The sequence below is a fragment of the Cerasibacillus sp. JNUCC 74 genome, assembly GCF_053667775.1.
This window is the reverse complement of sequence record NZ_CM132207.1, coordinates 2,179,986-2,203,810: the sequence shown is the minus strand read 5'-3', so window position 1 is coordinate 2,203,810 and position 23,825 is coordinate 2,179,986. Positions and strand designations below refer to the sequence as shown.

At 35.5% G+C, this 23,825-nt stretch carries 20 protein-coding genes and 1 pseudogene; 19 read left to right on the top strand and 2 right to left on the bottom strand.

Features of this window, described 5'->3' with window-relative positions; all coding sequences use genetic code 11:
- The first annotated feature begins 180 nt into the window (after positions 1 to 180).
- The 8 genes from JNUCC74_RS09775 to JNUCC74_RS09740 all read left to right on the top strand — a co-directional run bounded on the left by JNUCC74_RS09775 (position 181) and on the right by JNUCC74_RS09740 (position 8,376).
- Positions 181 to 912: a pseudouridine synthase gene (locus JNUCC74_RS09775; RefSeq protein ID WP_454065210.1), complete on the top strand. Its 732-nt coding sequence runs from the start codon at positions 181 to 183 to the stop codon at positions 910 to 912.
- A 69-nt stretch (positions 913 to 981) separates the two neighbouring features.
- On the top strand, positions 982 to 1,554 hold the full coding sequence (gene resA, locus JNUCC74_RS09770) for a thiol-disulfide oxidoreductase ResA (RefSeq protein WP_454067872.1): 573 nt from the start codon (positions 982 to 984) through the stop codon (positions 1,552 to 1,554).
- A 31-nt stretch (positions 1,555 to 1,585) separates the two neighbouring features.
- Positions 1,586 to 3,229 (top strand): cytochrome c biogenesis protein ResB, encoded by a 1,644-nt coding sequence (resB, locus tag JNUCC74_RS09765; RefSeq protein WP_454065209.1) that lies wholly within the window; start codon positions 1,586 to 1,588, stop codon positions 3,227 to 3,229.
- 28 nt (positions 3,230 to 3,257) lie between these two features.
- A complete protein-coding gene (gene ccsB, locus JNUCC74_RS09760; protein WP_454065208.1) occupies positions 3,258 to 4,448 on the top strand; it encodes a c-type cytochrome biogenesis protein CcsB in 1,191 nt (396 codons plus the stop codon).
- A gap of 119 nt (positions 4,449 to 4,567) precedes the next feature.
- Positions 4,568 to 5,284, top strand: a complete 717-nt coding sequence (locus JNUCC74_RS09755; protein WP_077320673.1) for a response regulator transcription factor — start codon at positions 4,568 to 4,570, stop codon at positions 5,282 to 5,284.
- Positions 5,284 to 7,050: an ATP-binding protein gene (locus tag JNUCC74_RS09750; RefSeq protein WP_454065207.1), complete on the top strand. Its 1,767-nt coding sequence runs from the start codon at positions 5,284 to 5,286 to the stop codon at positions 7,048 to 7,050. The genes JNUCC74_RS09755 and JNUCC74_RS09750 overlap by 1 nt, the downstream gene beginning before the upstream one ends.
- 361 nt (positions 7,051 to 7,411) lie before the next feature.
- Positions 7,412 to 7,840, top strand: a complete 429-nt coding sequence (locus JNUCC74_RS09745; protein WP_454065206.1) for a DUF4430 domain-containing protein — start codon at positions 7,412 to 7,414, stop codon at positions 7,838 to 7,840.
- 5 nt (positions 7,841 to 7,845) lie between these two features.
- The gene (locus JNUCC74_RS09740; RefSeq protein ID WP_454065205.1) at positions 7,846 to 8,376 is read left to right on the top strand and encodes an ECF transporter S component; all 531 of its coding nucleotides are present in this window, start codon (positions 7,846 to 7,848) and stop codon (positions 8,374 to 8,376) included.
- A gap of 441 nt (positions 8,377 to 8,817) precedes the next feature.
- On the opposite strand, the pseudogene JNUCC74_RS09735 reads toward JNUCC74_RS09740, so the two are convergent.
- Positions 8,818 to 9,277: pseudogene (locus JNUCC74_RS09735) on the bottom strand (IS5/IS1182 family transposase); the annotation flags it as partial.
- 660 nt (positions 9,278 to 9,937) lie between these two features.
- On the opposite strand from JNUCC74_RS09735, the gene sigX reads away from it, so the two are divergent.
- Positions 9,938 to 10,480 (top strand): RNA polymerase sigma factor SigX, encoded by a 543-nt coding sequence (gene sigX / locus JNUCC74_RS09730; RefSeq protein ID WP_454065204.1) that lies wholly within the window; start codon positions 9,938 to 9,940, stop codon positions 10,478 to 10,480.
- Entirely contained in the window at positions 10,467 to 11,612 is a 1,146-nt protein-coding gene (locus JNUCC74_RS09725; RefSeq protein ID WP_454065203.1) for a hypothetical protein, read from the top strand. Before sigX ends, JNUCC74_RS09725 begins: the two co-directional genes overlap by 14 nt.
- 230 nt (positions 11,613 to 11,842) lie before the next feature.
- Here the strand turns inward: JNUCC74_RS09725 and JNUCC74_RS09720 are convergent, their stop codons facing one another.
- A complete protein-coding gene (locus JNUCC74_RS09720) occupies positions 11,843 to 12,091 on the bottom strand; it encodes a ferredoxin (RefSeq protein ID WP_454065202.1) in 249 nt (82 codons plus the stop codon).
- 451 nt (positions 12,092 to 12,542) lie between these two features.
- Here JNUCC74_RS09720 and JNUCC74_RS09715 point away from each other — a divergent pair, with 451 nt between their 5' ends.
- The 9 genes from JNUCC74_RS09715 to prsW all read left to right on the top strand — a co-directional run bounded on the left by JNUCC74_RS09715 (position 12,543) and on the right by prsW (position 23,556).
- Positions 12,543 to 13,625 (top strand): helix-turn-helix domain-containing protein, encoded by a 1,083-nt coding sequence (locus JNUCC74_RS09715; protein ID WP_454065201.1) that lies wholly within the window; start codon positions 12,543 to 12,545, stop codon positions 13,623 to 13,625.
- Positions 13,626 to 13,699: 74 nt separating this feature from the next.
- Positions 13,700 to 15,247 (top strand): RecQ family ATP-dependent DNA helicase, encoded by a 1,548-nt coding sequence (locus tag JNUCC74_RS09710; protein ID WP_454065200.1) that lies wholly within the window; start codon positions 13,700 to 13,702, stop codon positions 15,245 to 15,247.
- Positions 15,234 to 15,818 carry a CPBP family intramembrane glutamic endopeptidase gene (locus JNUCC74_RS09705; protein WP_077320653.1) on the top strand — a complete coding sequence of 195 codons (585 nt, stop codon included), beginning with the start codon at positions 15,234 to 15,236 and terminating at the stop codon, positions 15,816 to 15,818. The genes JNUCC74_RS09710 and JNUCC74_RS09705 overlap by 14 nt, the downstream gene beginning before the upstream one ends.
- Positions 15,815 to 16,132: a hypothetical protein gene (locus tag JNUCC74_RS09700; protein ID WP_077320651.1), complete on the top strand. Its 318-nt coding sequence runs from the start codon at positions 15,815 to 15,817 to the stop codon at positions 16,130 to 16,132. The genes JNUCC74_RS09705 and JNUCC74_RS09700 overlap by 4 nt, the downstream gene beginning before the upstream one ends.
- Before the next feature lie 465 nt (positions 16,133 to 16,597).
- On the top strand, positions 16,598 to 17,185 hold the full coding sequence (locus JNUCC74_RS09695; RefSeq protein ID WP_454065199.1) for a genetic competence negative regulator: 588 nt from the start codon (positions 16,598 to 16,600) through the stop codon (positions 17,183 to 17,185).
- 741 nt (positions 17,186 to 17,926) lie between these two features.
- Complete coding sequence (locus JNUCC74_RS09690; RefSeq protein ID WP_454065198.1) at positions 17,927 to 19,207, top strand: Glu/Leu/Phe/Val family dehydrogenase; 1,281 nt, start codon at positions 17,927 to 17,929, stop codon at positions 19,205 to 19,207.
- Between the two features lie 162 nt (positions 19,208 to 19,369).
- The gene (locus JNUCC74_RS09685) at positions 19,370 to 20,332 is read left to right on the top strand and encodes a YpdA family putative bacillithiol disulfide reductase (protein WP_454065197.1); all 963 of its coding nucleotides are present in this window, start codon (positions 19,370 to 19,372) and stop codon (positions 20,330 to 20,332) included.
- A gap of 1,442 nt (positions 20,333 to 21,774) precedes the next feature.
- On the top strand, positions 21,775 to 22,752 hold the full coding sequence (locus JNUCC74_RS09680; RefSeq protein WP_454065196.1) for an asparaginase: 978 nt from the start codon (positions 21,775 to 21,777) through the stop codon (positions 22,750 to 22,752).
- Positions 22,753 to 22,866: 114 nt separating this feature from the next.
- Positions 22,867 to 23,556 carry a glutamic-type intramembrane protease PrsW gene (prsW, locus tag JNUCC74_RS09675; RefSeq protein WP_077320641.1) on the top strand — a complete coding sequence of 230 codons (690 nt, stop codon included), beginning with the start codon at positions 22,867 to 22,869 and terminating at the stop codon, positions 23,554 to 23,556.
- Positions 23,557 to 23,825 lie beyond the last annotated feature (269 nt).

Genomic DNA, 23,825 nt, shown 5'->3' with positions numbered 1-23,825 from the left:
GTTAGCTAAAAATAGTGGATCTGAAAAAGGCGTAATGTTTGTTATCTGCAACATTAATTCGTATAGTGTAATTGGCGCGTACAATTTAATGGAATACATGTAGAAAAGGTAAAAGTAACTAATTACTAGCTATTTAATCTGATATTTCGTTTAAGTTTAACTAAAGGTAGTGGTGAAATAATGACAAAAGCTCAAGAACGTTTACAAAAAGTAATTGCTCAAAGTGGTATAACCTCAAGAAGAAAAGCAGAACAACTTATTCTTGATGGAAAGGTAAAAGTTAATAATAAGGTTATCACGAAGCTGGGAACCAAGGTGCACCTAGAGGATAGAATTGAAGTGGATGGTGTACCGTTAGAAAAAGAAGCACCTGTTTACTACTTGCTATATAAGCCACGTGGCGTTATTTCCAGCGTCAAGGATGATAAAGGAAGGAAAGTGGTTACCGATTTACTTGAAGAAATCGAAGAACGTGTTTTTCCGGTTGGGAGATTAGACTACGATACATCTGGTATTTTAATTTTAACGAATGATGGAGAGTTTGCTAACTTGTTAATGCATCCTCGGTTTCAGATTGATAAAGTGTATGTTGCTAAAATAAAGGGTATTCCAGATAAGGCTAAGCTTGCTCAATTACGGAAAGGAGTGCGTTCTGGAGACGATCTATTAAAAGCTATAAATTACCGTGTATTGAAAATAGACAAACAAAAAAACCATACGATTTTACAGCTCACATTACGAGAAGGAAAAAATAGACATGTACGCAGAATGATGGAAGGGTTGGGTTATCCTGTAGTAAAGTTAAAACGGGAGCGTTATGGTTTATTAACACTGGATGGGTTAAAGCCCGGTGAGTATCGACCGCTCAATCCAAAAGAAGTAAAGCAAATGCGAAATTTAGCTCTGGAATGAAATTGTTGAATAATAGTCAAAAATTGCATCATTTCTGAATGTTATAATGACTCTGGGAGTTGATTCATGATGGGTCTTGAAGAGAGGAAAAGAAAGAAGCAAAATAAAAAACGAAACCGCTTCATATTTCGGTCGATCATTTTAGCTGTATTAGTAGGGGCAGTCATTTTTGCAGTGGTGCAAAATCTGCAAAGCGATAAAATTATTTACGAAGTTGGAGATGATGCACCAGATTTCCAATTGGAGCAAATTAATAAGTATAATGAGAACGAGACCATTCGATTAAGTGAACTAGAAGGAAAAGGGGTTATGCTTAATTTTTGGGGGACTTGGTGCAAGCCTTGTGAAGAAGAAATGCCTTATATGGAGAAGTTATATCCAAAATATAAAGAGCAAGGAGTAGAAATAGTTGCTGTAAGTCTCGACTCAACGGAGTTGGTTGTACATCGATTTATTGATAAATATGATTTAACATTTCCAATTCCTCATGATAAAGACAGCCAAGTACGAGATTTATATAAAGTAGGCCCCATTCCAAGTACTGTGTTTATTGATCCTCAAGGGAAAATTGTTGAGGTAGTTAATGGTGCATTAACATTGGAACGATTGGATGGTTATCTTCAGGAGATAACACCTAAGTAGCAACTTCGTTTGTAAGGGGAAGGGGTATAAAATGAATAAAATCAAATGTGAATGTGGTCATGTTAATCCGGAGGGGACGGTACTTTGTGAATCATGTGGAAAGCCAATTGATGAAAATCAGCATCTTGATGGCAATGATAAGAAAAAGCTGTTAAATATGCGCTATGACGGGACTGCTCGCAGGTCGCAAACATATAATAAAACGATTGTTGATAAAATTTGGAGTTTCTTTTCTTCGGTAAAAGTAGGGGTCTGGCTTATTGTCATTGCTTTATTCGCCTCTGCTATCGGATCAATTTTTCCACAGGAACAATACATACCAGCAGATGCTGTTTCACGAGATCCTGCTATTTTTTATGAGGAGCGGTATGGAATTCTCGGACAAATCTTTTATCAATTAGGCTTTCACAATTTGTATAGCTCGTGGTGGTACATGATTTTAATTGCGCTTATTGGGATTTCATTGGTCATTTGTAGCCTGGACCGATTTGTCCCTTTATTTCGCGCATTGCGTAATCAAAAAGCAAAACGTCATGAAACGTTTTTGAAAAGACAACGTCTGTTCAGTCAGACAGATAACGTAACAGATATCGACAAGGAAGCATTAAAGCAAGGATTAAAGAAACAACGCTATCATGTTACGGTTGAAGATGGACATATTCTGGCGGAAAAGGGGAGATTTTCCAGATGGGGTCCGTATGTCAATCATATTGGATTAATTATAATTTTGCTTGCCGCATTATTAAGGCAAACCTCTGTTTTCTACATGGATGAGTACGTCTGGGTACGCGAGGGTGAGCAGAAGGTTATCCCAGGAACGGACCAGGCGTACTACATTGAAAACAAAGATTTTATTATAGAGAACTATGATCCAGAAGATGAGAAGTTTAAAGATGCAATAGCCAAAGAAGGAGGCATCGTTCCGAGTAACTATCAAACAAATGTAGTAATTTATCAAGCGATGAAGCCGGAAGTAACAGGTGCAGAGCCTGAACTAAAAAAGATCAAAGAAGGCAGCATTCGTATGAATGAACCAATTAAGTTTGATGACTATGTGGTATATCAATCAGGTTATCAACAAAATGAATTTTCCAGCATGACATTTAAAATTCATGAAACCAATGATGCAAAAGAAAAATCCTTGGGTGAGTTTACCGTTGATTTTGCTTCTCCAAAGTCAACGTATGAATTAGAAAATGGCTTTCGAGTTGAGATCAATAACTATTATCCGGACTATTATCTTGATGATAAAGGAGAGCCTGCTTCAGAGACAAACTATCCAAGAAATCCTGCGTTTGTTATGATGGTTTATCCGCCCAATGGAAGTGAGCCGGAAATTAGCTTTTTAGGAATCGGCAAAAACATCGATGCTACTGGGGAAAATGACTATAAAGTTGGGATTACGGACTTTGAAATGAGAGATGTTAGCGGATTAAGTGTGAGACGTGACTACTCATTACCATATTTTATCATTGGTGCAATTATTTTTATGATTGGAGTAATTCAAGGAATGTACTGGCAGCACCGTCGAATCTGGATTCGACCGCAAGCAGGGGGACTTCTTTTGGCTGCTCATACGAATAAAAACTGGCATGGGATAAAACGTGATATCGAAAAGGCAATTGCTGATACCAATATTAACATGGTTGTCGATCAGCAAGAAATAGACAAATAGCTAACGAAGGTAATTTAGGAGGGGTTTCATGAATAACTTAATTGAATTAAGTAGTACACTGCTATATACTGCTTTTTTTCTTTATTTAGTTGCAACTTTATTTTTTTCGTTTACAATTGGAAGTAAGCGAAAATCGGATGGAAAAGCCGCTAAAATTGGCATTACCTTAACTATTATTGGTTTTTTGACTCAATTAGGGTACTTTATTACTAGATGGATAGGAAGTGGGCATGCTCCTGTCAGCAATTTATTTGAGTACATGACTTTTTTTGGAATGGCAACTGTCCTCGGGTTTATTATTCTTTACTTTATTTATAAGGTAACTGTTTTAGGACTATTTGCTCTTCCAATAGCTTTAATAATCATTGCTTATGCGAGCATGTTTCCAACAGAGATATCACCGTTAATTCCATCTTTACAAAGTCATTGGTTATATATTCACGTAACGACTGTATCGTTATCACAAGGAATTTTAACCATTAGCTTTGTGTCAGGGTTAATTTATTTAATTCGCCAAATCGATCAAACAAAAACAACGAAGCGAACAACCTGGCTGGAGCTTATTTTGTACGGTCTAGTCTTATTTATTGGCTTTATTATATCATCTACACTATTTAATGTTATGAACTATCAGGCTGTATTTGAATATCCAAATACGACTGGTGAGACAATGGTACAAACCGAATATCATATGCCGGCAATTGCAGCACCAACAGATGGAAAATTAATAACCGATGGTGTAATGAAACCATGGTTTGAAATACCTGAATGGATGCACGGTACGGATGCTGGTAGAAAATTTAATACGTTAATTTGGTCATTCATTTTTGGTACAGGTCTTTATCTATTGTTAAGACTTGTATTTAGAAAACGAATTGGAGCTACAATTCAGCCATTACTTAAAAAAGCAAGACCGGATTTACTTGATGAAATCACATATCGCTCAGTGGCTATTGGATTTCCGCTATTTACATTAGGCGGGCTTATCTTTGCATCGATCTGGGCTGAAGAAGCGTGGGGAAGATTCTGGGGATGGGACCCAAAAGAAGTTTGGGCGCTCATTACCTGGTTCTTTTATGCAGCCTTCTTACATTTGCGATTATCAAGGGGATGGCATGGCGAAAAGTCTGCATGGTTAGCAGCAATAGGTTTTGGTATCATCATGTTTAATTTAATTGTTGTAAACCTTGTACTCGCAGGGTTGCACTCTTATGCATAATATTCCCCTAATCGCAAGGCATCCTATCGTTTCATCGTGATGCCTTGTTTTTCTTATACTTTTTAAACAACTTAGTTTATACTTTTATTAGAGCAGATATGATACAGGGGGGAACGTAGATGGAAAAGGAAACAAAAGTATTAGTGGTAGATGATGAAGAAAGAATACGTAGGCTGATCCGCATGTATATGGAGCGAGAGGGTTTTATTGTCGAAGAAGCAGAAAATGGAACGGAAGCATTACAATTCGCTTTAGATCATCATTATGATGTTATTTTACTTGATATTATGATGCCAGAAATGGACGGTGTAGAAGTTTGTCAAGAATTGAGAAAAGAAAAGGATACACCGGTTATTATGTTAACAGCTAAAGGCGAAGAAGCTAACCGAGTACAAGGCTTTGAAATTGGAGCTGATGACTATATTGTAAAACCATTTAGTCCGAGAGAGGTTGTATTACGGGTAAAGGCTTTGCTTCGACGTGTATCAAGTTCATCCTTTCAAAATGCCGATACAACAGCGAAAAATATTTTGGTTTTTCCACATATAACAATTGATCATGATGCACATCGAGTTACTGCAGATGGTGAAGAAGTTAATTTAACACCAAAGGAATATGAACTATTATGCTTTTTGGCAAAATCACCTGATAAAGTATTTAACCGTGAACATTTGCTGAAAGAGGTATGGCAATATGAATTTTTCGGCGATTTGCGTACGGTGGACACTCATGTAAAAAGATTACGTGAAAAACTGAACCATGTATCTCCGGAGGCAGCAAAAATGATTGTTACTGTATGGGGAGTTGGTTATAAATTTGAGGTGGCTGAAGACTAATGTTTTGGCGAAGTGTAGTTGGTAAACTAGCAATAACAATTCTATTGCTAGTTTCTTTTGTATTATTTATTTTAACGATTTTTCTCTTGCAGTTTTTTGAAGATTTTCATATACAGGAAGCGGAACAAGATATGCTGCAAACGGCCACAAAGGTCTCTGTTCTAGTAGAATCCCATGAACACAAACAACTGATAACCGAAACAACAGAACGGGTTAAAGACCCTACTAGCCGAGTAGCGATTGTTTTTGATGATGGTGAATTATGGGTTTCTGACAGCGAAGATAGCAGTTTGGCGAAATTAGAAGAAGATTGGCTAAAGCGAGATGAATTATCAAAAGTACTAACAGATAACCAGCAAATTCGGAAGCAAATTCACTTGCCAGGAAATGAAAGGGAAGCGATGATTGTTGGTGTTCCTATTGATAACCAAAAAGCCGCCATTTATGTATATCAATCATTAAATGTAATTGACCAGACAAAAGCAGAGACGACAAAAATTATTTTTCTAGCTGCTGGTATCGCTATTGTACTGACAACAATTTTTGCCTTCTTTTTATCAACGAGAATTACATCGCCTTTAATAAAGATGCGGGAAGCAGCTTTTGATTTGGCCAGAGGTGAATTTAATACAAAGGTACCTATTTTAACACATGATGAAATAGGAGAATTAGCTTTAGCCTTTAATCGCATGGGAAGGCAGCTAAAATTTCATTTGAATGCACTACGGCAAGAAAAGGAACAATTATCCAGTATTGTAAGCTCAATGGCTGATGGTGTTATTACACTAAGCCGTTCCGGAGAGATGATCGTTACGAATGCACCGGCAGATCGATTTATTGAAGATTGGTATTATGAGAACAATTTAACCTATGATGCAGAAAAACGAAAACTTCCAGATGAGTTATATGAGATTTTACAGGAAGTTATTGAGGGTGAAAAGGAAGCGATTCATGAGTTAAGTTTACAAGGAAGAAATTGGGTAATGTTAATGACCCCTCTTTATGACCAATCCTATGTTCGAGGTGCAGTAGCGGTTATTCGGGATATGACGGAAGAACGCAGAATGGATAAATTGCGAGAAGACTTTATTGCTAATGTTTCTCATGAATTGCGAACACCTATTTCGATGTTACAGGGCTATAGTGAAGCAATTGTTGATGATATCGCCGAAACAAAAGAGGAAAAAAATGAGTTAGCAAAAATTATTCATGAAGAATCATTGCGAATGGGGCGTTTAGTTAATGAATTATTAGACTTGGCTCGTATGGAAGCTGGTCATATTCATCTTAACAAAGAACCAGTAGAAATAAATCCATATGTAGAACGAATTTTAAAGAAATTTAAAGGTTTAGCTCAAGAAAATGAGATTACATTAACACTTGAAAAACAAATTGACGAACCAGTAGCAAAATTTGATCCTGATCGTATTGAACAAGTGTTTACGAATCTTATTGATAATGCTATCCGCCATACAAGTAAGAACGGTTATGTAAATGTAAAAGTTATTAATCATAAAACCGATTTTCAAGTAGAAATTCAAGATACCGGAAGCGGAATTCCAGAAGAAGATCTTCCATTTGTATTTGAGAGGTTCTATAAAGCAGATAAATCAAGAACGAGAGATAAAAAGAAAAAAGGTACTGGTTTAGGCTTAGCAATTGCTAAAAATATCATTGATGCACATCATGGTTCGATAAATGTGAATAGTAAACTAAATCAAGGTACTGCTTTTCATTTTCGCATTCCACACCAGGGTGTAGAGTAATGCTATAACTCTCGAGTTGTTTTTGGGTATCACAAGGGATGGCTTTTACTTCTACTATTCTTTTGTAAAACCGATAGGGAATAAGCCCTCATTATACGATCTATTTTTATACAAAACAAAGTATAATAAAACAGGAAACTTCTTCTAATTCACTTTGTTTGTCCCGCATGTAAGATGCCGTAAGACTCCTACTTCAAGATCTGAGTTGATACAAAATAGGGTCTATGGTAGGTAAAACGGCATCTAAATGCCCGATCGTTCAGCTAACATTTCTTGGGAAAGGCATTCCAAGAAATGAAGTTTCACTTTATATGATATAATTATTTGAAAAAATGGTATGAAAGAAAGGGTGAATAAATTTATGAAGCGATGGTTCTTACGTCTAACCTCTCTTTTTATAGCTGTTTTCTTATTAGTTGGCTGTGGAGCAGAGAAGGAAACACCGACAAACCAAACTTCGAATACTAACGAGGAACAAACACAAGAAAAACAATCTGAAGAAACCGTCTTAATCACTATTTCCAAAGATGATGGCGCGGAGTATTTACATGAAAAGGAAATACCGATTAAAGAAGGCGATATCTTAATGGATGTCATGGAGGAAAACTTTTATATTGAAACAGATAAAAGTGGCGAATTTATCACTTCTATTGAAAGGTTGTCTGCTAAAGAGGGAGAAAAAAAGGGCTGGATTTATACAGTAAATGGAGAGATGCCAAATATTGGTGCAGCTGAGTATAAGCTAAAGCCAAATGATAAGGTTATTTTCGATTTTCAAGCTTGGAAATGAAGTAAATGAATACGTATAAGCTAACACTGCTTGCGATTTTAGCTGCGATAGCAATCGTTGGCAGATATTGGTTTTCCTTCATTCCAAATGTTCAACCAGTAACCTCGATAATTATCATTGTCGGTTTACTATTAGGACCTGTATCAGCAGTAATACTTGCTTTTATTATTACTTTTGTTTCGAATATGCTGTTAGGAATGGGCATATGGACGGTTTGGCAAATAATTTCTTGGGGAATCATCGGAATTTTGAGTGGCTGGATGGGAAAGGTTTTTCATCATATTTCGTTGCTTTTTTTATTGCTCTTTGCGATATTTAGCGGCTATTTTTTCGGTTTTATTATTTCTTTGACAACGTACCAAATTACTGGTGCGTTCTGGCCTTATTACATTAGTGGTTTACCATTTGATACAAACCATGCCATTGGTAATGCTGTATTTATGATCTTGTTTTATCCCATCATCACATTTCTAATCCGAAAATATGCGTCAAATCATTTTTCAGTAAAAAGAGGCTGGGACAAAAGCAAATACTAAATAGCACAAACCGAACAATTCATTTATAATTGTTCGGTTTGTTTGTGTTTAGAAAAATTTGGCTTGCGAAAGTCATAGTTTTTCTTATACGATAAAGTGAAACTTCATTTCTTGGAATGCCTTTCCCAAGAAATGTTAGCTGAACGAATCGGGCATTTAGGTGCCGTTTTCTCCCACTTTGCCCCTTTTGTATGAACTCAGGGATCTTTACGGCACCTTATATGCGGGATAAAGCCTATAAATTTTATACTTTCTTATAGTGTGAAAAAATTCCTATCCTCGCTACGTCAACATATTTCGCTTTTCGCGGGCACGGCTTCAGCTTCCTCGGAAAGCAAAGATCGCTTTCCTGCGGGATTCTCAGCTGTTGTCTTTCCCACAGGAGTCTACGTGTATCCGGCACACAGACCTAAATTCCTCGTACTATCCATTTATAAAAAATAGGTTAGTTTCCTTTTTACCTTGTTCTTTTAGCCATTGTTCATACTTGTTTTTTAGATTTGCGTCTACGTTTTTTGGGGTTCAGGTTTTGGCTTTTCCTCTTTTGGCGGTGCTTGATCACGTACTTCAAATGGGATGCATCGATGGTAACTATATCATCCATGAAAGAGCCCTCTGATAGTACGTAGTCTGATGATACTAGATACCGCAGTTTAACTAAAAACAATATCATCATTAAGGCGCTTAACAAGATCCTTCATCGTGGGGATGCGTTCGACATACTCACAAAAGTAGAAATAATCATGTCTGCATCATTCAGTTCTTCTGGCGCTATTTCGTGATTTTTTGGATACTTAGCGATAAATCTTATATTCAAATCTATCGCTAAGATAATTGCATCAATTTAGGTTCCATATCGTATAATTCTGCTGAATAAGCTAGTTTGTCGTATAATGGTCATCCAGTCTTTTGGTTGTTTTGGTCAACTACCACTATACAAGATTTGGGGAGGTACTTCCTTTTTCATATTTTACAGCCCTTGTGGTACATAGGCTAAGAATTATGAAATTCATACATCTAAAATGGTTTTTAAAAGTACTTCGTCTAGTTTAATCGCTCAATCTGTAGCAAACTTTGCTCTTATTCCTACAATAAGGACATCAGTTTTATGTCGCCTTGATCGAAGGATTTATATTACTTCATTGAGAAATCTGCTTTATTATTTTTCGAATTTCATGAGAGAAGCGGCTTCTAAATTCCCGATTCGTTTGAGGTGACAAGACTAGAGAAACTATTTGAATAGGTATCTCCCTTCCAAAAAGTTTACTTTTTGGAAGGGAGAGGAAAGGCTACGTTAGCGACGCATCGTGGTTTTTCAAGGACGCCTGCGAACTTAGCCTTTGATCTACTGTTTTCGAGAAAAAAACCACTCCTTGAATGAAGTCCATTTTCATCTCTCCAGAAGATCTCCGGTTTATACGTTAATAACTGAGACTTTAAGCTTTTGTTCTTGCTTTCAAACTAATGTTGCATAAAAGTAATCATCATTTTATAGTAAAGGATAAGAAAGCTGTAACCTTTTCCATGTAAAAATCGACTATTTAGAGAACGGAGGGGCTTTATGAAGATAACTTTTGATCAACTATATGACGATCATCATCAAGACCTATATCAATTTATCTTTTACATGGTAAAGGACAAAACGTTAACAGAAGATTTACTACAAGAAGTTTATTTCAAAGTGTTTAAATCATTACCTCGTTTTAGGGGAGACAGTTCAGTTAAGACCTGGCTACTCTCCATTGCACGTCACGTAGTTATTGATTATTTCCGTTCTCAAAAACGTAAACGAAAACGTTTTGTAGACTTTTTTGATTGGGGAGAAAAGGGAGAAAAATTAAAAGATGCTCAGCCTTTGCCAGAGGAAATAGCCGAACAGCAAGAGGAAATCCAAAATCTTTATCGTTGTTTAGATGATTGTACTGTTGATCAAAAGAGTGTTATTATCCTTCGATACATACAATCGTTTTCTATTCGTGAAACAGCAGAAATTCTTAATTTTAGTGAAAGTAAAGTAAGAACAACCCAGCATCGTGGTTTAAAGGTATTAAAAATGGCGATGGAGAAATACAGAAAAGGAGAAGCGGATTATGAGCGACTATAATGATAAACAATTGAAAAAACAACTACAGCAGTTGCCAAAAATAACAGATAACTGTTCCAAAGCAGTTGTATATCGTCAGCTCTCTGAAAACTTACAACGGAAACAAGTTGCTGGTAAACGAATGAGACTCATTCCTATCCTAGCTGTAGGCTTCGTACTTATAATTGGCTTTTTTTCCATCCCAATATTTTATTCGTTTGATTTTTTTCTGACAACAGAAGAGAGTGCAGATCATAGAACAACTGAAGAAAGTGAATTTTATGATCAGGCAATAGAACAAGAGACGACATATTCAAACCAGCCAGAATCAAATATTGAGAAAAACAGTTTTGTTATTCATGATATGAATGTTTCCGAACAAATTGTCTATGCTGCAATTGCTGATGAGCAATTGCAATATACGATCCCAATATCATTTATTATCCGTGGAGCAAACAACTTGCAAGCTGCTTACAATCAAATAGACAGCTTCATAAAAGAACTGCAAATTTCGAATGAACGCTATTTACTTCATGGAGTAACATATGAACTGAAGCAAAAAGAGCAAAAAGCTACATTGAAGTTACCAGTGGATTTTTTTAAGAAGGAAAAAACAGTTACAAACAACTTATTAGAACAGCATATTATGACGATGTTTCTTCCATATCAAATTCGAACGATTAGCTTTAGACAAGACAATCAAGAAAAGATGGAAGGAGAGTTATATTCTAAAATCACCCTAACTCCAAATCCTAGATATAGTTACAAGCTATATAAACAAGCTACAGAAAAATGGCTTGTACAGATACCGAATAATCATCAGGAAACGATTAAAGAGGCTATCCAGAAGTTGCAGGTAAGTGACGAGAAATTTGGTATTAAACGAACTATTCCTGAAGATAGCGAATATGAGCTTACTACTTCTCAAGATATATTACAAATTCGGTTTTCTAAAAAACTGGAAAATATAACAAACGTTAATTTAGTGTTACTTATTGAATCTGTATTAATGACTGCCAAAAGTTATGGCTATCAGCAAGTCATTTTTCAAAATTTAACTACGGGCAATAAAATAGAAAATTACAATTTAGCTAAGCCAATTTCAGTTCCGCAAGCTCCGAATCCGGTATATATTGACTTAACAAGGAGATAGACAAATGGTACAGGCGTTAGGTAGATGTACAAAACTGGGGAACTTTTGACAAGACAAAGTGAAGCTTACTTCAAGGAGTACTTTTCTCCTTGAAGTGGAATAATGGCTCAAAACTCAGGTATCACTTTAAAAAATATGGCATATTTATGCCAAAGACTCTCTTGCCCTTGAAAAATTATGTTATGTTACTGTCGTAGCATTTCTGTTCTAAATTTGGATTGTTAAATAGATTATTCGTCATCTAATGATAACCCATGGAAAGGTTGTTTAGCGATTTTTACTGAATCTGTTGGACAACCATCATGTGCCTCAAACATTGCTTCAATCAAGGAGTCACAAACGGGAGTTATTCCTTGATTGCGATCTTTTAAGGAATAGGCGAGACAATCATCGTCACAATCATAAAGCTCAGGTGCTGCCATTATGCAGGCGCCACAAGCGATGCATTTTTCTCTGTCAATTCTAGTATAATAAGTCATGTTGTTATCTCCTTTAGTGAATTTCCCTTCTAAGTTTATACTCCATATAATACTTTTTCAATAATGCGGATAGTAGATAAAGTGAATTATTTTTGAAGGATTGTTTTTCTTCTTGAAGCAGTGGATCAAAGGCTAAGTTTTCAACGTCATTGTAATTGACATCCTTAAAAAGGGAAAGCTCTTTTCTTCGTAGGATGCCGACTCAAGAAGCTTTTCCTGTCCTTGAAAAATCGCGAAGTATCGCTGTCGTAGTTCCTTCTTGTCCTTAACCGCGATGCTTTATTCGAGAAGTCTTATTTGTCCTGCCAACCCAAACGAATTAGAAATTTGGGAAACGTTTCTCTTACAATATTTGCAGAATTATAAGCAGATTTTTCAAAGACTAGAAATACGGCACATTAGATGTGTGAAAAATGCTATAATGTGTTTTATAGAATTGGAGGAGTGATCATTGATTTTAGAAGGAATTATACTGAGCTGTCTGTCTAAGTTGCAAACAGAAAGATCTATTTCCGCAGTTTATCATATAGTAACAGGGAAAAAGTCGATCCAAACCGTACAGGATATCCATTTATACCATTTGCAAGCATATTTTTCTGTATGCCAACATCTATCCAAGTCACAGTTTGATCAAATGATTACTGCTTTAACAGAGCAAGAAATGATCAAAGAAATCCATCATGATGAACAAGTATATATGTTAACCAAACATGGCAGTCTTTGGCTGCATAAAAATGAACCCGGCCTTTATTTAACATGGTTTCATGGATTACAATACAGTAGTACAACCAGACTTTTTTCCGATCGATTACATCTAATCATTCAGACCGCTACAAATGCGAAAATGAGTTATTTTCAATTTATACCTGTTGTGGAAAATCCACAGGTAGAACATTGGGTAAAACAGCAATATCAAAAAATCAAATCCTCCTTAGATCTATTTTTATCCAACTTATATCAAGAATTATTTAAATTATTATGTGATTTCCCAGATAAACTAGCAAAACTTTTTGTTGAACGTTTAACTAGCTATAAGAATTACGGGAAGAGTATCTATCAATTGGCAGGCGACCATCAAATGTCCGCCATCGATGTACAGTTGCTGCTTACGGCTATTATCCATCAGATGATTCAACGAATAAAAGCAAATAGAGATCATTTCTCCATTTTAACCAAGGTAATTGAAGATATGGTAACTTCACAAATAACGGCATCTGCTCAGACTACCGATCAATTGCTGAAAGCGGGTTATTCTATTGAGGGAATCGCTGGAAAAAGGAGATTGAAAGTCAATACGATATATGATCATGTTGTAGAAATAGCACTGTATGAAGAAGATTTTCCGATTGAACACTATGTCTCTGATGAAGATTATCATTTGGTAACCGAAGCTTTTAAAATAGTGCGTTCTTATAAATTGAAACTAATAAAAGAACTCGTGCCAAGCCATATATCGTATTTTCAAATCCGCTTAGTGTTGGCGGTGGAGCAAAAGCTAGAAGCGCTCAAGCTAGATAACGAAGCTATATTTTAAGAAAGTTATCCACCATGCAAAAACGGATGTAGTTTCCTAAACGTTAAAAAATACGGAGAAAGTGAGGGAATACGTTGCAAGTTGAAACCACTTTTTTACAAGAGCAATTACAGCAAAATTTTGGCTACTCTTCTTTCCGTCGAGGACAAGCAGAGATAATTCGTGATATTTTAGCTGGAAAAAATGTTTTAGGAATTCTACCAACAGGATCTGGTAAATCGATTTGTTATCAACTGCCTGCAAAGCTACTAAACGGGACTACAATTGTTGTATCTCCGCTTATTTCTCTTATGATTGATCAAGTGAAACAGTTAAAAGCGAAGCAATTTAAACAGGTTACAGCGATTAACAGCTTTATGAATCGGGAGATGAGGAATAGTGTTTTACGTAAACTCCACACCTACAGACTAATTTATGTTTCACCAGAACTTCTGCAGCAACAGTATGTACAAGGAAGATTAAGAAATTTAAAGGTAAGCTTGTTTGTTATTGATGAAGCACATTGTATATCTCAATGGGGACATGAATTTAGACCGGACTATTTGAAATTGCAGGAAGTAATTATGGCTTGTAAATCCCCCCCTGTTTTAGCGCTGAGTGCTACAGCTACACCAAAGGTACAAGAGGACATTATATATGCATTAGGAGGTAAGGAATTTGTTAAGCACATCTATCCAATGGATCGACCTAATATTGCTTTTAGTGTAGAACAAGTAGAAAACGAAGATGAAAAGCTAGTTATTATGAAACGGTTGTTTAGCCAATATCGGGTTCCCTCCTTAGTGTATTTTTCCAGCAGGCAAGCAGCAGAAGAAGTTGCACAGGAGTTAGCTTCTAGCTTAGATCTTCGCATCGCTGTATATCACGGGGGAATGGAGCAACAAGACCGTATTACGATACAGCAACAGTTTATGAATGATCAATTGGATATTATCTGTTGTACGAGTGCTTTTGGAATGGGGATTAATAAGCCTAATATTCGTTTAGTTATTCATTATCATTTAACAACACAACTAGAAGCGTACATTCAAGAAATTGGCAGGGCTGGAAGAGATGGAGAAGCAAGTGTCAGCCTATTATTATATTCAAATAAAGACATTCAGCTGCCAAAACATATCATTAGCCGAGAACTTCCTTCCAAGCAAGAATTAGTATTCGTATTTAACAAGTTAAAGGTATTAGATGATGCAGACAAACCTCTACCAATTAAGGAAGAAGAAGTTGTAAATTGCTTTGATATAAATGAAGTTCAATGGCGGTTTATCAAGTATCATTTAGAAAATCATGGTATTATTAAACATAATAGCATACATTTTCAGCAGGAGACATGGGACCATGCTTTTAAGCAAATATATACATATATTGAAAAACGAACGATGATAAAACAAGCAAAATTAGCTGAAATCATTGATTGGATTTATCAGCAAGACTGCTTGCGTAAACATTTGTATAAGGGATTTCAATCTTCTTATCAACCCCCAGTATTTCAATGCTGCAGCAATTGTGGATTTTCCTGGAAAGATTGGCAACCACAACAAACAAGGCGCAAAGGGAATACTTATTCTTGGCAGGAGCAGCTTAAAAATAAACTATTAATCGGAGGAGCAAATGAAACAACGTGAACTGATATTGCGTATGGACAATCAAGAATTGCGAAAGCAACTTACTCTATCGCAAATTATTTTCATCTTAATAAGCCTCGTCCTTAGCTTTGCTCTATTTGAATCATTCACCGCTCAATGGTTGCAATTGTTTCAATGGCAGATAAAGGAAATCCTCTTTTATGGAGTACTACCTGGTTTGGTTATTGTTTCCATTGATTTAATCTTGACATATCTTCTGCCAGCAAAATATTATGATGACGGTGGAATTAATGAAAAAATATTTGCTGAACAGCCAATTTGGTTTATCCTTGTTTTTTCACTGTTAGTCGCTGTTTCTGAGGAGCTATTATTTCGTGGTGTGCTGCAAACATCGTTTGGGTATTGGTTTGCCAGCCTGTTGTTTGCGTTGGTTCATTTTCGCTATTTAAAAAAACCTGTATTACTTATATCTGTACTTTTCGTTAGTTTTTATCTTGGTTATCTGTTTTATTTAACGGAGAACTTAGTTGTAACGATGGTTGCTCATTTTATTGTCGATTGTTTATTAGGATTTTTCATTCGATTTAAAAGAGAGGTGTGGACGAGGTGAATGAAGAAAAGCATAATCAAGACGACCAAGCAAAAGAGTTACGAAATATGGTAGTTGCAGATGATGATAAGCAAAACGAAAGCAGAGAATTAATGATTGATGAGGAAATTGAGAGGGATACAGACATTCTCAATTTACCACCACGAAGCGAAGTTCATAATAATAAGGGACAACCAACTCGAATAAAAATAAGTGTTCCCTTTCGTAGACTAGCATTTATCATTTTGGTTCTTTTAGCCATTTTAATCATGGCTTATCTCTTTCTTGGCGATGAGTTATTTGCCAGCTTTTCTGAGATTTTTTACGGTGTTTAATTTTGAACATACGACTTTGAAAATATATGTTATTTAAGAAATCTTCGTAAAACTGTATAAAAAATAAGATGCCCATGTTCAACAACAGCTTAATAAGCATAGGATGTATAAAGAGAATAATGGCGTTCTAAAATTATTAAACTAGTGAACAATAATTATGCATCTAAGGTTCTGTAAGACTCTACTTCAATGCTGTAGAGAATATGAAGAAGTATAAGTGGGAGATAACGACAATAAATATCTGATTCATTTGGGTCGATAGGACAGAGAAGCTACGGCAGCAACGCATTGCGTTTTTTCAAGGATAGGGAAAGCTACAACGGTCACACCTCGTGCGATTATTCAGGGATTCCTGAAATCTTAGACCTCGTTCTATCTCTTATCAGCAAAAGCCCTAACGAATGAAGTTTTACTTTATATATCATTATCGATGCTGCTTAAGCAGCAATTGAAGGAGGTTACAATATGCGATTTGAGAGAGTGTCTAATAATCAATTTACTATTTTTTTAACATTTGATGATTTAATTGAACGTGGATTTACAAAAGATGATTTATGGTATGACGGATCAAACGTTCGAAAATTGTTTAGTGATATGATGTATGAAGCAAGTTCAGAATTAGGTTTTGATTTGGAAGGGGCACTCCTTGTTCAAGTCCATCTAATGCAAGCACAGGGCATGCATGTTATTGTAACGCAAAAATTTTCTGATGCAGATTTTGATACTGATTTTGTAGAAATGAAAGTTACGTTAGATGAAAATAAAAAATTGTTATTTTCTTTTCATGATTTTGAAAATGTCATCGATGTCGTTTCCTATTTATCTGCCTTAACCATTGAGGGGGGAAAGTTATATTATATGAACCATGCGTATTATATGCTATTAAATGATCATGAATTAAATGGTGCAAACCGGGAGGATATCATTGCTATAATGTCTGAATTTGCTCAACCTAGCATTTTGACAACACATCGGCTACAGGAATACGGAAAAGAAATTTTTTCTGAAGGAGCTGTCAAGAAAATTATTCAATTATTTTATTCTAAACGCTAATTTCGGATCTCGTGACCATGGGCTTGCTTTATAGTTATTAACTTTACTTTTCATTAGTTTTTTATTGAAGTAGATAAATAGAAATAATCGAATAAGAACTTCCCTTAGAGAAAATATATTTCTAGTACTTTCTTATGACAATATGTAACTATCATGTAATAAAACTGTGTTAAACTTTATTGCGAGTTGCATTTCGTTTTTTATTTATCCAATAAATTAAAGAATGGACTAGAAGGTTTCTTTATAAAATGTTACGATATCTATTGGATAATTGCTGTTATGAAGGCAAATACGTAAGCATAATAAAGTCAAGTTACTAGCTGCTAAAGCAATGAAATTAATCTAACAAATTTTCGTTGTGAAAAATTAGAGTAATTTTATTGCATATTTACAGTGAAAGTGTATACTAATGTCTGAGTACAGCTATATTGTATGTTCAAATAAGGGGGATTAAAAAGGACGGAGAGGTTTTAATGGCGTAAGCTTTAATTAGCAAAACCGTTTAAGTGTTTCTTGCAGATGAAGTATTTAGAAGATTTCTGCTCTAAGAAGGCGCTTACAATTGGAAAAGGGGTAGTACAATGTCATCTACTTAACTCCTGAAATTGATAGACTAACAACCATAAAACAATTCAGGAGCTGGAGAAAAAAGCCAATAAGGATTTCTTTGCGTCACTTTTACCGAACCTTTTGAACATCTTCTATTAACTATTATTTTGAGATATTCTAGGAGGTAAATTCATGGTAGCCGATAACGCAGCAGATTCTACCAAAGAAGTGAAAGAGAAAATGGATATTTTAAGTTCAACACGAGCTGTTGTAAAAACTGCATTGGAGAAATTGGGTTACCCTGAGGAGGTCTATGAATTATTCAAAGATCCGATTCGTATGATGACAGTTCGTATCCCTGTACGGATGGATGATGGTTCGATTAAAGTATTTACTGGATATCGTGCACAACACAATGATTCCGTTGGACCGACAAAAGGTGGAGTTCGATTTCATCCGGACGTGACAGAAGATGAAGTAAAAGCATTATCTATTTGGATGAGCTTAAAAGCCGGAATTGTTGATTTACCATATGGTGGTGGAAAGGGCGGTATCATTTGTGATCCTCGTGAAATGTCTTTCCGCGAGCTGGAAGGATTAAGCAGGGGGTATGTCCGGGCAATTAGCCAAATTGTCGGACCAACAAAAGATATCCCAGCACCAGATGTATTTACAAATTCCCAAATCATGGCTTGGATGATGGATGAATATAGCCGTATTGATGAATTTAATAGTCCTGGCTTTATAACTGGTAAACCAATAGTTCTTGGCGGTTCACATGGTAGGGAATCTGCAACTGCGAAAGGTGTTACAATTTGTATCAATGAAGCTGCGAAAAAAAGAGGCATTGATGTTAAAGGGGCAAGTGTAATCATTCAAGGATTTGGAAACGCTGGTAGTTTTCTGTCTAAATTTTTGCATGATGCTGGTGCAAAAGTTGTAGGAATATCTGATGCTTATGGCGCTCTTTATGATTCGGAAGGCCTGGATATTGACTATTTGTTAGATCGTAGAGACAGCTTTGGAACCGTAACCAAATTGTTTAATAACACCATTACCAATAAAGAGTTGCTTGAAAAAGAATGTGACATTTTAGTGCCTGCAGCTGTTGAAAATCAAATCACAGAAGAAAATGCTCACAATATTAAAGCCGGTATTGTTGTTGAAGCAGCCAATGGCCCTACAACAATGGAAGCCACAAAAATTTTGACAGAACGCGGAATATTGTTAGTACCTGACGTACTAGCTTCAGCTGGTGGAGTAACCGTTTCTTATTTTGAATGGGTACAAAATAACCAAGGTTATTATTGGTCTGAAGAAGAAATTGATAAGAAGCTCCACGAGATTATGATTAACGCATTTAATTCGATTTATAATACTGCGGAAACAAGACGAGTTGATATGCGTTTAGCTGCTTATATGATTGGTGTTCGGAAAATGGCAGAAGCTTCAAGATTCCGCGGTTGGGTATAAATAACAAATTAGATAAGCACGAATAGATGACGAAAAAACTCTTATCTTGTATAGTTAGATAAGAGTTTTTTCTATTAGAAGAAAGTTTTTATGTATAGATGTAAGATAAGAAAAAATAGCGAATTTAGTCAGACTTTATAGATAGAAAGAAGGGTTAAGTATATGCAACAAGAAAAAGTGATTGTCGTTGGCAGCGGGCCTTGCGGAATGTCTGCAGCTATTGAGTTACAAAAATTAGGTGTTCAACCATTAATTATTGAGAAAGGTAATATTGTAGATGCAATCTATCGTTATCCTACCCATCAGACCTTTTTTAGTTCCAGTGATAGGTTAGAAATTGGCGATGTTGCTTTTATTACTGAAAAACATAAGCCTGTGCGTAATCAAGCACTTGCATATTACCGAGCTGTCGCTGAACGTAAAGAATTACGTATTCATACGTTTGAAACAGTTACAACTGTTAATCGAGTGGAAGATTGTTTTCATGTAGTAACTACAAAACAGGAATATTTAGCAGATTATGTTGTCATAGCTACGGGATATTACGGTCAACCAAATATGTTAAATATACCTGGAGAAGAATTACCAAAGGTTTCGCATTATTTTAAAGAAGCACACCCATACTTTAAAAGGGATGTTGTTGTCATCGGCGGAAAAAATTCAGCAGTCGATGCGGCAATGGAATTGCATAAAGCAGGAGCTTATGTCACGGTATTATATCGTGGTGGTCAATATTCAGAAAGCATAAAGCCTTGGATTCTGCCAGAATTTGATTCACTTGTTCAAAAAGAAAAAGTAAATATGATTTTTCATGCTACAGTTTGTAAAATTACAGATAACGCTGTATTTTACAAAGTTGGTAATGAGGAAAAGGAGCTTCGTAACGACTTTGTATTTGCCATGACCGGTTACCGACCGGATATTGACTTTCTTACCTCCTGTGGGATCGAAGTAGATCCTAAAACAGGAGAGCCTTTTTATAATGAAGAAACGTATGAGACTAATATTGCAGGCCTATATGTAGCTGGTGTTATAGCAGCAGGTTTTAATAACAATAAAATTTTCATCGAAAATGGACGTTTTCACGGAGGGAAAATTGCTGATGCTGTTTCTAGTAAATTATAAACCCTAGGGCGAGATGTTTGAGCTGATAACTTAATCCTTGCGGAATATCTTCCCGCAAGGATTAAGGATAAAGGGGAATGATAAACACAAGCATGACATTGGCTTTATGATATATGAATTGTCATAAATTTTTTTAGAAAAGAATAAGGTATCAAAAGCCCCTTCATTTAATAGAAAGGTTGCTTCTAACTAAGTGCTTCATTTGTGATCTTGTAATTTTCTTGCCCGCCTGTTTAATCAGCTAATTCCGTAGCTTTTTCAGTTTGTAGCTTTATTTCAATTTATTATAGCTATATAAAAACGTTAAGCAGACCAAGGTCGCTTAAGGTCTCAGGCAGCAAAGTGCTTTTTCTGCGTATTGCTGTCGAAGAATACTTTGTACTTGATAAATCGTGATGTTTATTCAAGAAGATTTCTTTGTCCTGTTGCAACACCATCACAAGTATGCCCTATCTAGTTGAAGTTCAAGGCGGCAGAGTTTCGAATAGCTGGATACATAAGCACGAGCATTACATCATTGAGACTCATTTCCGCGTAGGAAAGTGTTTTTCTTTTCCAAGGAACGAGAAACAAGCCAATAAAGAAAACTTGGCTAGCAGTAAGCGAAGAGCAAAAAGCCTTGTTGCACGTATATGTAGAACTTAAAAATTTTTAACTACGTTGAATGAACTAACGCTAACATTTTATCCCGTTCTAACGTGCGAAGAAATTTGATATGCCATTTTTAGCGTGCTTTTTGAGCAACCTCTATAATGAACAAAAGAATTCGATATTCTCTTGAACTGTTATATAAGGATAGAAATATAACTTCTGTAGAACAAGTCCGATGAATGTACCTATTCCAATGATAATTGTTTTTCCATCTTCAAAAATAATCTTCCCTTCATCAATTCTAAAAGTCTTGTAACAGCGTGAATGATGGGGATTTTCCTGCCTGTTGAGACGGTGTAAATCGTAAATATCTCCAACTCTTATCTGCAAATTCAGATCACTCACAGCAAACCAATCATCATATTATTTACCAAATTATCCTTTTCATTCCTCCTTTTCACCCTATCAAAAGTGCCATACCACTTAAGAAAATCAGAAAATAGCGGTACATAAAATATCCGATTCGTTGACAGATAATTAAATCCATGCATTTTAAATTTAATAAATTCCACTACTAAAAAGTTGAATAAAGATGTTTTTCTTAAAGCTTGTACTCAAATAAATTTGACATCCTTTCACCCTAAGTATTTGTGTCTTAGTCATTTTGGTTATACTATACTTTTTTTGTTGGTCAATACTTGAGGAAGCACCAAAAAAGACCGTAAAATATTTCTTATTCCGTACAAACATTCCCTTTTAATTGACTGGATTCGACAAAACAAATATGCTAGAAAAGAGTACTTTTCATAAAAAGGTGATTAATAAAAAATTAGATAAGTGGGTGTTGCCTTATGAAACGAAAAAAAGTGGTTTTAATTGCTACTGGTGGCACAATTGCAAGTAAAAAGAAGGAAGACACAGGGTTATTAGAATCTGGAGTTATTACAGGGGAAGAAATTGTTCAATACTGTGATATACCAGCAGACATAAATGTAGAAGTAGAGTCGATGTTACAAAAGGCAAGTATGCATCTAACCTTTGATGATCTATTAACATTGAAAGAGCGGATCGATCTTTATTTAAGAAAGGATGATGTATCTGGAGTAGTTGTTACTCAAGGAACAGATACATTAGAAGAGTCATCTTATTTTATTAATTTAATAACCAATCATAAAAAACCCATTGTTTTTACTGGATCACAGCGTTCACCTGGTGAAGTAGGAACAGATGCTTTTATAAATATAAAGCATGCTATTCTCGCAGCGTGTAGTGAGGATTTATATCATGTCGGTGTTGTAGTCGTTTTTAATGAACGTATTTTTCATTCTCGTTATGTAAAAAAGGAACATGCTTCCAATGTTCAAGGCTTTAATTCATTCGGCTTTGGTTATCTTGGAATTATTGATAATGAAGCAGTGTACATTTTCCAGAAACCTTTAGTCAATGAGTTTTATGAGTTGAAGTCATCATTACCTGAAGTTGATATTATTAAGTGTTATATGGGTGCTGACGATAAATATGTAAGAGCAGCTAGAGAAGCTAATGTTGATGGAATAGTTTTAGAAGGTGTCGGCAGAGGTCAAGTAACACCTGCAATGATGGGGGAAATAAAACAGTGCATTCAAGCTGGAATTATTGTGGTTATTACTACTTCTGCTGTGGAGGGGGAAGTTTATACGACTTATGATTATGAAGGAAGCGCGTTTGATTTAAAAAAAACTGGAGTTATTCTTGGAAGAGATTATGATAGTAAAAAAGCCAGAATGAAGCTAATGGTGGGGTTAGCTAGTAACCATCCAAATATATCTGAAATATTTAATCCACTTTAGAACTTAATGTTGGTTACAAATGTGCAAAGCCAGTAAATGCTTATCTTCTGTCTGTTTTTAATTATATCGGTTAGATGAAACGATAATGGTATTAGGGAAAGAGGTTTGTAAGCTATGTTTACTATTTTATCAGCTGGAGTTGCACCGGCATTAGCCTTAATGTCATTTTTTTATTTAAAAGATCGTGTTACGGAACCACTAGCATTAATTATTCGTACCTTTATTTTAGGGATGTTGCTTGTTTTTCCTATTATGTTTATTCAGTATGTGCTGCAAACGGAAGGTGTTGTAACAAATCCGTTTGTTGAATCGTTTCTAGTTGTTGGCTTATTGGAAGAGTTTTTTAAATGGTTTATTTTTATGTATGCTATTTACCATCATTCTGAATTCGATGCACATTACGATGGTATTGTTTATGCAGTAGCTATTAGCCTTGGGTTTGCAACACTAGAGAATATTTTATACTTATTTACAAATGGCATTAAATATGCATTTATTCGGGCCTTTTTCCCTGTTTCCTCACATGCACTTTTCGGAGTTATTATGGGGTACTATTTTGGAAAAGCGAAAATATTTTCTGTTCATAAGCGCAGGACACTGTTTTTAGCCTTCCTCATGCCTTATTTATTACATGGAACCTATAACTATATTCTTACCCAACTTAAAGATAATTGGGTCATAATCTTAGCGCCATTCATGATTGGTTTGTGGCTCCTTTCTTTACATCGAATGAAAATTGCTAATACTATAATGTATCCAGCTTACTCTAACTATGAAAAACAAGAGGATGATCCAGCAATATAGCTATGTATCATATGTATAAAACAATGAAATTCTCTGTACAGTTTAGACAGGGAATTTTTTGTGAAGAAAAATCCAAATAGCAGTCGCTAATGTTTAAGATAAAATTTAACATCTCGTAAATCCTTATTCTACAATAAATAAAAGAACCCATAAAAAAGATTGGACAAATCGGATTCGTTATTCAATACTTCATGTTTTTCTTACAAACATCGTGGTTTGCTTATAAATGTTTATGTCCATTTTCATTAATTAGAGGCTATTATCTTTTA